The sequence below is a fragment of the Gulosibacter sediminis genome (genome assembly GCF_014904065.1).
GTDB classification, from domain to species: domain Bacteria; phylum Actinomycetota; class Actinomycetes; order Actinomycetales; family Microbacteriaceae; genus Gulosibacter; species Gulosibacter sediminis.
This window is the reverse complement of the sequence record NZ_JACXJG010000019.1, coordinates 48,119-55,609: the sequence shown is the minus strand read 5'-3', so window position 1 is coordinate 55,609 and position 7,491 is coordinate 48,119. Positions and strand designations below refer to the sequence as shown.

7 protein-coding genes are annotated in these 7,491 nt (G+C 63.4%); 2 read left to right on the top strand and 5 right to left on the bottom strand.

Features of this window, described 5'->3' with window-relative positions:
* Positions 1-219: 219 nt before the first annotated feature.
* Both ID132_RS10505 and ID132_RS10500 read right to left on the bottom strand, forming a co-directional pair.
* Complete coding sequence (locus tag ID132_RS10505) at positions 220-1,257, bottom strand: methionine synthase (RefSeq protein WP_125107395.1); 1,038 nt, start codon at positions 1,255-1,257, stop codon at positions 220-222.
* 23 nt (positions 1,258-1,280) lie between these two features.
* A complete protein-coding gene (locus tag ID132_RS10500) occupies positions 1,281-2,270 on the bottom strand; it encodes a putative oxygenase MesX (RefSeq protein ID WP_125106359.1) in 990 nt (329 codons plus the stop codon).
* A 125-nt stretch (positions 2,271-2,395) separates the two neighbouring features.
* Here ID132_RS10500 and ID132_RS10495 point away from each other — a divergent pair, with 125 nt between their 5' ends.
* A complete protein-coding gene (locus tag ID132_RS10495; RefSeq protein WP_125106360.1) occupies positions 2,396-3,337 on the top strand; it encodes a LysR family transcriptional regulator in 942 nt (313 codons plus the stop codon).
* A 73-nt stretch (positions 3,338-3,410) separates the two neighbouring features.
* Here ID132_RS10495 and nrdF read toward each other — a convergent pair whose 3' ends face one another.
* Together nrdF and ID132_RS10485 are read right to left on the bottom strand one after the other, a co-directional pair.
* Complete coding sequence (gene nrdF, locus ID132_RS10490) at positions 3,411-4,379, bottom strand: class 1b ribonucleoside-diphosphate reductase subunit beta (RefSeq protein WP_125106361.1); 969 nt, start codon at positions 4,377-4,379, stop codon at positions 3,411-3,413.
* Between the two features lie 101 nt (positions 4,380-4,480).
* Positions 4,481-5,848, bottom strand: a complete 1,368-nt coding sequence (locus tag ID132_RS10485) for an NAD(P)/FAD-dependent oxidoreductase (protein WP_125106362.1) — start codon at positions 5,846-5,848, stop codon at positions 4,481-4,483.
* Positions 5,849-5,967: 119 nt separating this feature from the next.
* Here ID132_RS10485 and ID132_RS10480 point away from each other — a divergent pair, with 119 nt between their 5' ends.
* The gene (locus tag ID132_RS10480) at positions 5,968-6,441 is read left to right on the top strand and encodes a TetR/AcrR family transcriptional regulator (protein WP_193128559.1); all 474 of its coding nucleotides are present in this window, start codon (positions 5,968-5,970) and stop codon (positions 6,439-6,441) included.
* A 440-nt stretch (positions 6,442-6,881) separates the two neighbouring features.
* Here the strand turns inward: ID132_RS10480 and ID132_RS10470 are convergent, their stop codons facing one another.
* The gene (locus ID132_RS10470) at positions 6,882-7,409 is read right to left on the bottom strand and encodes a GrpB family protein (RefSeq protein WP_459562479.1); all 528 of its coding nucleotides are present in this window, start codon (positions 7,407-7,409) and stop codon (positions 6,882-6,884) included.
* Positions 7,410-7,491 lie beyond the last annotated feature (82 nt).

The window sequence follows — 7,491 nt, the reverse complement described above, 5'->3', positions numbered from 1 at the left end:
CCTATCCGTGCAGCAGACCCCTTTGCCCCCGCCAGAAGGCTCAGTACTCACGCTAGACCCCAAAATCACGCGAATCACTTCGACGTATGCGGCTGGCGTGCGCTCTGCATGCCACTGCGAAGCAGACGATGCTGCCTCAACTTTCCGGTAGTCGCAGGGACATTCCTCCGGTGGCTGCGACTGGAGGCACGGAGCGAAGCCCCTTCAGCGGAAAGCGAGTTATGCCGTACTGCCGGGGAGCTCGGCGCGCACGATTTCTGCGCCCGCGTTCAGGGCACTCAGCTTCGCGAGTGCGACGTCGCGCGGGAAGGGGGCCATGCCGCAGTTGGTGCTGGGGATGAGCTTGTCCGCATCCACAAACTGGAGCGCTGCCCGAAGCGTCGCGGCCACTTCTTCCGGCGTCTCGATCGTTTCGTTCGCGACATCTATGGCCCCCACCATGACCTTCTTGCCACGGATGAGTTCGATGAGGTCAAGCGGGACGTGGGAGTTGTGACACTCTAGCGAAACGATATCGATGCTGGACTGCTGCAGCAGCGGGATGAACTCCTCGTACTGCCGCCACTCGGACCCTAGCGTCGCCTTCCAGTCGGTGTTCGCCTTGATGCCATAGCCGTAGCAGATATGCACAGCAGTCTCGGCGCGGAGTCCTTCGGCGGCCCGTTCCAGTGCCGCAATGCCCCAATCGCGCACGTCGTCGAAGAACACGTTGAACGCTGGCTCGTCGAATTGAATGATGTCAACGCCCGCCGCCTCGAGTTCTTTCGCCTCCTCGTTGAGGATCGTCGCGAATTCCCACGCGAGCTTCTCTCGGCTCTTGTAGTGCCGATCCGCAAGCGTGTCGATCATGGTCATCGGCCCGGGCAGCGCCCACTTGATCGGCTGATCAGTCTGCTGGCGCAGGAAGCGCGCATCCTCGACGAAGACGGAGGCGTCTCGGCTCACCGCACCCACCACGGTCGGTACGCTCGCGTCATAGCGGTTCCGGATGCGCACGGTCTCGCGGCGCTCGAAGTCGACCCCGCTGAGATGTTCGATGAATGTCGTGACGAAGTGCTGTCGGGTCTGCTCACCATCGCTGATGATGTCGATGCCGCGGCGGGCCTGCTCATGGGCGGCGATCCGCAACGCATCCTGCTTGCCCTCGGCCAGCGCATCCCCCTGGAGATTCCAAGGCGACCAGAGCGTTTCCGGCTGTGCGAGCCACGACGGCTTTGGCAAGCTGCCGACGGTTGCGGTGGGGAGAAGCTTTGGCATATTCGAGTGAACTCCGGCGGTCATTACACGAGGACAGGGACGTTGGCGGCAAACTGTTCGAGCGCCGCTCCGTGCGGCTTCATGAGGTGTTCCTCGGTGAACTTGCCCTGCTTGGTCGCCAGCTCGCTCCGCTCGACGCGATCGTAATCAATGAGCGTCTTGGAGAAGTCCTGCGAATCCAGCGACGGGCGGTAAATTCCCGCGGCGGCCGAATTCGCGTTGTAAATCTCTGGGCGATAGATCTTTTGGAAAGTCTCCATCGTGCTGATCGTGCCGATGAGCTGCAGGTTGGAGTAGTCGTTGAGCAGGTCGCCGCGGAAATAGAACGCGAGCGGGGCGACGGTGCCTCGCGGCATGAAATACCGCACCTGCAGGCCCATCTTCCCGAAGTAGTCGTCGGTCAGGGAATAGTCGTTCTGCTGATACTCGACGCCGAGAATCGGGTGGTGATTCTCGGTGCGGCGATATGTCCTGCTCGTCGAAACGCTGATGCAGATGACGGGCGAGCCGAGGAAGCGCTCTTGGTAAACCGCGGAGTCAAGGAAGTGTTGGAAGAGCTTGCCGTGCACATCGCCGAAGTCATCGGGAACGGTGAATTCCGTTGCACCCTTGTTGGCAGCCGGGAGCCGCACGCTGAAGTCGTAGTCGCGAATGTAGGAAGAGAAGTTATTGCCAACAATCCCCGGGTGCCGAACGCCAGACAGCCGGTCGAGGATTTGGACATCGAGGATCTCCAGAAATGGAAACTGCTGGTCCTGATCGGCTGCAGTGAACTGCAAGTCCGCTGACACGATCTCCAACTCAACCTCGTAGCGATCCTGGTTCCCGTTGTCCCACTCCGCAAGATCATTGAACCGACGGTTGATCATCGTCAATGTGTTGCGGAGATTCTGATGCCGGTGCTCGCCTCGCGCCAAATTCGCGAAGTTCGTGGTGATCCTCGAGTTCTCCGACGGAGCGTAGTCCTCGTCGAATCGGGTGGTGGAAATCTTGAACGTGAACTCGTTCGTCATGTCCGTCCAATCTGGGCGCGTGATCGGCCGGGCTCGGCCTTGCGGAAGTCGATGCATCCATACTGCAGGCACAAAGGTGCCATCAAGTAACTTGCGGCACCTATGGACTCCTATAGCCTTTAGCTATGACCACGAGTTCGAAGGGCATCACGCTGCAGCAGCTGCACTACTTCATCGAGGTCGCGGCCGAGGGATCGATCACCGCTGCCGCTGACTTGCTCTATGTCGCGCAGCCAACGTTGTCAGCCGCGATGAAGGATCTTGAGTCGCGAGCGGGGCGCCCATTGCTCCTCCGGTCGACGCGCGGCGTGACGCTCACCGAGGATGGCGCGGAGTTCCTCGGATACGCCCGGCAGGTTGTCGAGCAGATGTCACTCCTCGAGCAGCGGTACCTCGGGCGGCCGCCGTCGCGGCGGTTGCTCGGAGTGTCGGCGCAGCACTACTCGTTCGTGGTTGACGCGTTCGTGCAGATGGTGAAGTCCACCAGCGCTGCCGAGTACGAGTTTTCGCTACGTGAGACACGCACGTGGGACATCATCGAAGACGTCCGGACGCTCCGAAGCGAACTCGGGATTCTCTATCGGAATGACTTCAACCGGAAAGTCATTGAAAAACTGCTGCGGGATTCCGGGCTCGCGTTCCATCCGCTCTTTCTTGCCACGCCGCACATCTTCATTGCGCGGAAGAATCCCCTCGCATCCCGCGATCGCGTGACCCTCGACGACATTGCTGATCTGCCACGGCTCACCTTCGACCAGGGCGCGAACAACTCGTTCTACTTCGCCGAGGAGATCCTCTCGACGCTATCGAGCAAACAAGATATTCGGGTCTCTGATCGCGCAACGATCTTCAACCTCATGATCGGGCTCGACGGGTACACGATCTCGACCGGCCTCATCAGCGACGACCTCGACCCGGAAATCGTCGCCATTCCCCTCGCCGTTGACGAACGAATCGAGATCGGCTGGATCAGCCATTCCTCGATCCCACTCACCGAGCAGGCACAGCGGTACCTCGCAGAACTACGAAACGTCGTCACCCGCTTCGGCGTCGAGCTGCTCGGCTAAGCGCACACCCTCCCCACGCATCCCCGACCACAGCCCGAAGANAACTGACCACTCAACTGTGTTTCGGGAAGGGTTAGAAGGCCCAGTCGTCGTCTTCGGTGTTTTCGGCCTTGCCGATGACGTAGGACGAGCCCGACCCCGAGAAGAAGTCGTGGTTCTCGTCGGCGTTCGGCGAGAGCGCCGACAGGATCGCCGGGTTCACGTCGGTCACGGTCGACGGGAACATCGCCTCGTAGCCGAGGTTCATCAATGCCTTGTTCGCGTTGTAGTGGAGGAACTTCTTGACATCCTCTGACCAGCCGACCCCGTCATAGAGGTCGTGCGTGTAGGCAACCTCGTTCTCGTAAAGCTCGTACATGAGCCCGAAGGTCCAGTCCTTGAGCTCGTCGCGACGCTCCTGCGATTCGCGCTCGAGCCCCTGCTGGTACTTGTAGCCGATGTAGTACCCGTGCACGGCCTCGTCGCGAATGATGAGGCGAATGAGATCGGCCGTGTTCGTGAGCTTCGCGTGCGACGACCAGTACATCGGCAGGTAGAAGCCCGAGTAGAAGAGGAACGACTCGAGCAGCGTCGAGGCGACCTTCTTCTTCAGCGGGTCGTCACCGTGGTAGTGGTCGAGCACGATCTGCGCCTTCTTCTGGAGCAGCGGGTTCTCACGCGACCAGCGGAACGCGTCGTCGATCTGCGGCGTGTTCGCGAGCGTCGAGAAGATCGACGAGTAGCTCTTCGCGTGCACCGACTCCATGAACGCGATGTTCGTGTAGACGGCCTCCTCGTGCGAGGTCACGGCGTCGGGAATCAGTGAGATTGCACCCACGGTGCCCTGCAGCGTGTCAAGCAGGGTGAGCCCCGTGAACACGCGCATCGTGAGGCGCTGCTCGTCTTCGGTCAGCGTCGCCCACGACTGAATGTCGTTCGACAGCGGCACCTTCTCGGGCAGCCAGAAGTTGTTGGTCAGCCGGTTCCAGACCTCAAGATCTTTATCATCCTGGATCCGGTTCCAGTTGATTGCCTCCACGTGCGTGAGCAGGTGATCACCCATAGAAACGCTCCTCCTTGTCGCGACGAGTCTAGCCCGAGTGGAGGGCCGACCCGGGTGTAAACACAGGCCCCAGCCATTCGATTCCGCCCGCGGTGAACACACTACGAATCGAAGCCGAGCCCGACCGCATCCATGGTGCGCAGCCAGAGGTTTCGCCGCCCCGTTTCATCCTCGCGCGCCATCGACCGGCGCGAAATGTTCACGCCCAACGCGCGGGCGGGCTCGGGCGGGAACCGCAGCGGATGCTTGCGCACGAGGTCGAGCGCGAGGCGGTCGGTCTGCTCCCCCGCCAGCTGGTCGAGCATGACCTGCGCGCCGAAGCGCGTGGCCGCGACGCCGAGGCCCGTGAACCCGACCGCGTACGCGATCCGCCCGCGCGAGACAACGTCACTCGTCACGCAGAACTGCGTCGAGGTGTCGATCATGCCGCCCCACTGATGCGTGAATCGCACCCCGCGCAGTTGCGGGTAGGTCGCGAAGAAGTTGCGCTCGAGCGTCGCGAACGTCTCGGCCCGCTGCGTCAGTGCCTCGCTGCGGCGCGAGCCAAAGTAGTAGACGGCGTCGTAGCCGCCCCAGAGGATCCGGCCGTCGTCGGTCTTGCGGTAGTAGTGGAACTGGTTGCCCGCATCCGAGAGCCCCTCCTGCCCGGTCCAACCGATGCTCGCAAACTGCTCTTCGCTGAGTGGCTCGGTCATGAGCGCGTAGTCGTACACCGGCACGGTGACACCCGCGAGTCGGCGCAGGAGCGACGGATACGCGTTCGTCGCGAGCACGACCTGCTTCGCGCGGATGCTCCCCCGTTCGGTGTGCGCCCGCAACTCGCTCGCGTGGTCGAGTCGGCGCACGACGCTGTGTTCGCAGACCTCGACACCCGCTGCGAGCACCGCATCCAGCAGTCCAAGCGCGAGCTTGTACGGGTCGACCGTCGCACCGGCCGAGGTGTGGGTCGCCGCGACGTACGCCGGCGACTTCGTGAACTCGCCGATGCGGTCGGCACCGATGAAGGTGGTCGGCTCGCCGTGGGCGGTCGCCTCGGGCGCGAACTCCTCAAGCGCATCCGCTTGCCACTGGGTGCGGGCAAACGTGAGGTTGCCTGCCTCGGACCAGTCGCAGTCGATGCCAAGCCGCTGGATGTCGGCTCGCATGGCCGCAAAGTTGTCTTCGCTAATGCGCGCGATCTCACTCGCCTGATCTGGCCAGCGTTCCAGCGCATTGCCGATGCCGTGACTGATGCTCGGCTCGACGAAACCGCCGTTGCGGCCACTCGCAGCATGGCCGATCGTGCCTCCCTCGAGCAGGGTGATGCGGCGGCCAGGCTCGCGTTCGGCGGCGAGCAAGGCCGTCCACAGGCCGGTGTAACCGCCGCCGATGATGAGCAGGTCGGTGTGCTGATTGCCGTGCAGCGACGGCTGCGCGACGCGCTTCGGTGCGCGGTCGATCCAGAATGAGCGAGCTATACGGTCGTGCATCGGTGTCACGGGTGCATCCCGGCAAGGGGCCGGACGGACGACTGCACCCTCTCCCTACCGTCCAGACGGTACAGTATGAGGCCGGGAGTTCGCCACCCCCACGCCAGTAGACTGTCGCAATGACTTCGCCAGGAGCAGCACCCGCAGCCGGCACCGAGCGAAACCGACGTCGCGACCTCCTCATCGCCTACACCGATCTCGTACTCGAAGAGGGCGAACGCGCCGCTACCCTCGATGCCGTAGCCGCCCGCGCCGGCGTCTCGAAGGGTGGGCTGCTCTATCACTTTCCTAGCCAGCGCAAGCTTCGGCACGGGCTCGCCGAGTTCTACCTCCAGCAACTCCATCTCGAGATCGAAGAGCTGCAGGCCTCCGGCGAGTCGCCCGCGCGCTGGTACCTTCGCACCTCATCCGACTATCTGAGTGAGCTCGAACGCATCACCGCCGCGCTGGTGGCGATCGAGAACACGAGCACCGACGAAATTCGCGAGACGCTGCAGCGCGGGCGGGACCGCTGGGCCGACCTCATCCGTGACGAACTCGGGGATGATCTCACGGTCGTCGTAATCCANGCTCGGCGACGGCATCGCCTATAACGCACAGGTCGACGGCACCGGAGATGCGGGCGTCAGCCCGAGCGAGTTTGGCACCTCTGCGCGCGCCGAACGTCTACTGGATGCGCTGCACGAGTATCGTGCAAGCGAATCCGCGACCTAGCCGACAACACAGGCACCCTGGCCAGTCACACGCTCACCCCGCGCATCCGCTTGCGCACCCCAGGCGACGCTACTGGTCGCTGACCTGCTGTCACTCATCATGACCGAGACGAGCAAGACCAGCTTGGAGGTGCGGTTGCTCCACGCATGCGCGGTGCCTCGCCGCCCGGCCGAGTCGCCCGGCAGCAGGCACACCCATTCATTCCTGCGCACGAGGTGCAGCTCGCGGTCTTCGACGGTGATGATATCGAGCGTCTCGGCGCCCGCGATACCTTGGATGAGCCGAACACCTGCGGCGCCGTTCGTGCACGGCTCGTTCGCTAGTACCCGGCTGCGGCGAAGGCGCGCGCGTAGATGTCGCGGATGCACGCCTGCTTGCGGGCGTTGTACTCCATGACCGTTTCGGCGCCGGCGGTGGCGATGCGCGACGCCGCACGCTTCACTTCGGCGTAGCGCTCCCGGTCGACGTCGTCGCGGCGCAGGTGGTCGCGAAAAATGCGATGCTTCCACGGTTCGGGTGAGTCCGGCGAGAAGACGTGCACGTTCGCCACCGGGTTCGCGTGTTTCACGAGGCGATGCTCGTGCCACCAGGGTTCGCGCACGGTGAGCACGAATCCGGCACCCTCGAGCGCTGGCAGCCAGCCCGCCTCATCCCCCGGATCGGCCACGATGAGGTCGGCGTCGATCACCGGCTTCGCGGGCAGCTCCGGCACCGAAGTCGACCCGACGTGCTCAAGCGCGAGCACGCGCCCGCCAAGAGCAGTTCGGATGCGCGCGGCGAGTTCGTCGAACCGTCGCGGCCANGGGTCGGGCTCGGCGACGACGATCGGATCGCGCGTCTGCGGCACCACCCACGGCGACTCCCCCGAGGGCGGCTCGTCGTCGGCAAACTCAAGAATCTCAGCAGCACTCGGCACCCGCTCACCCTAC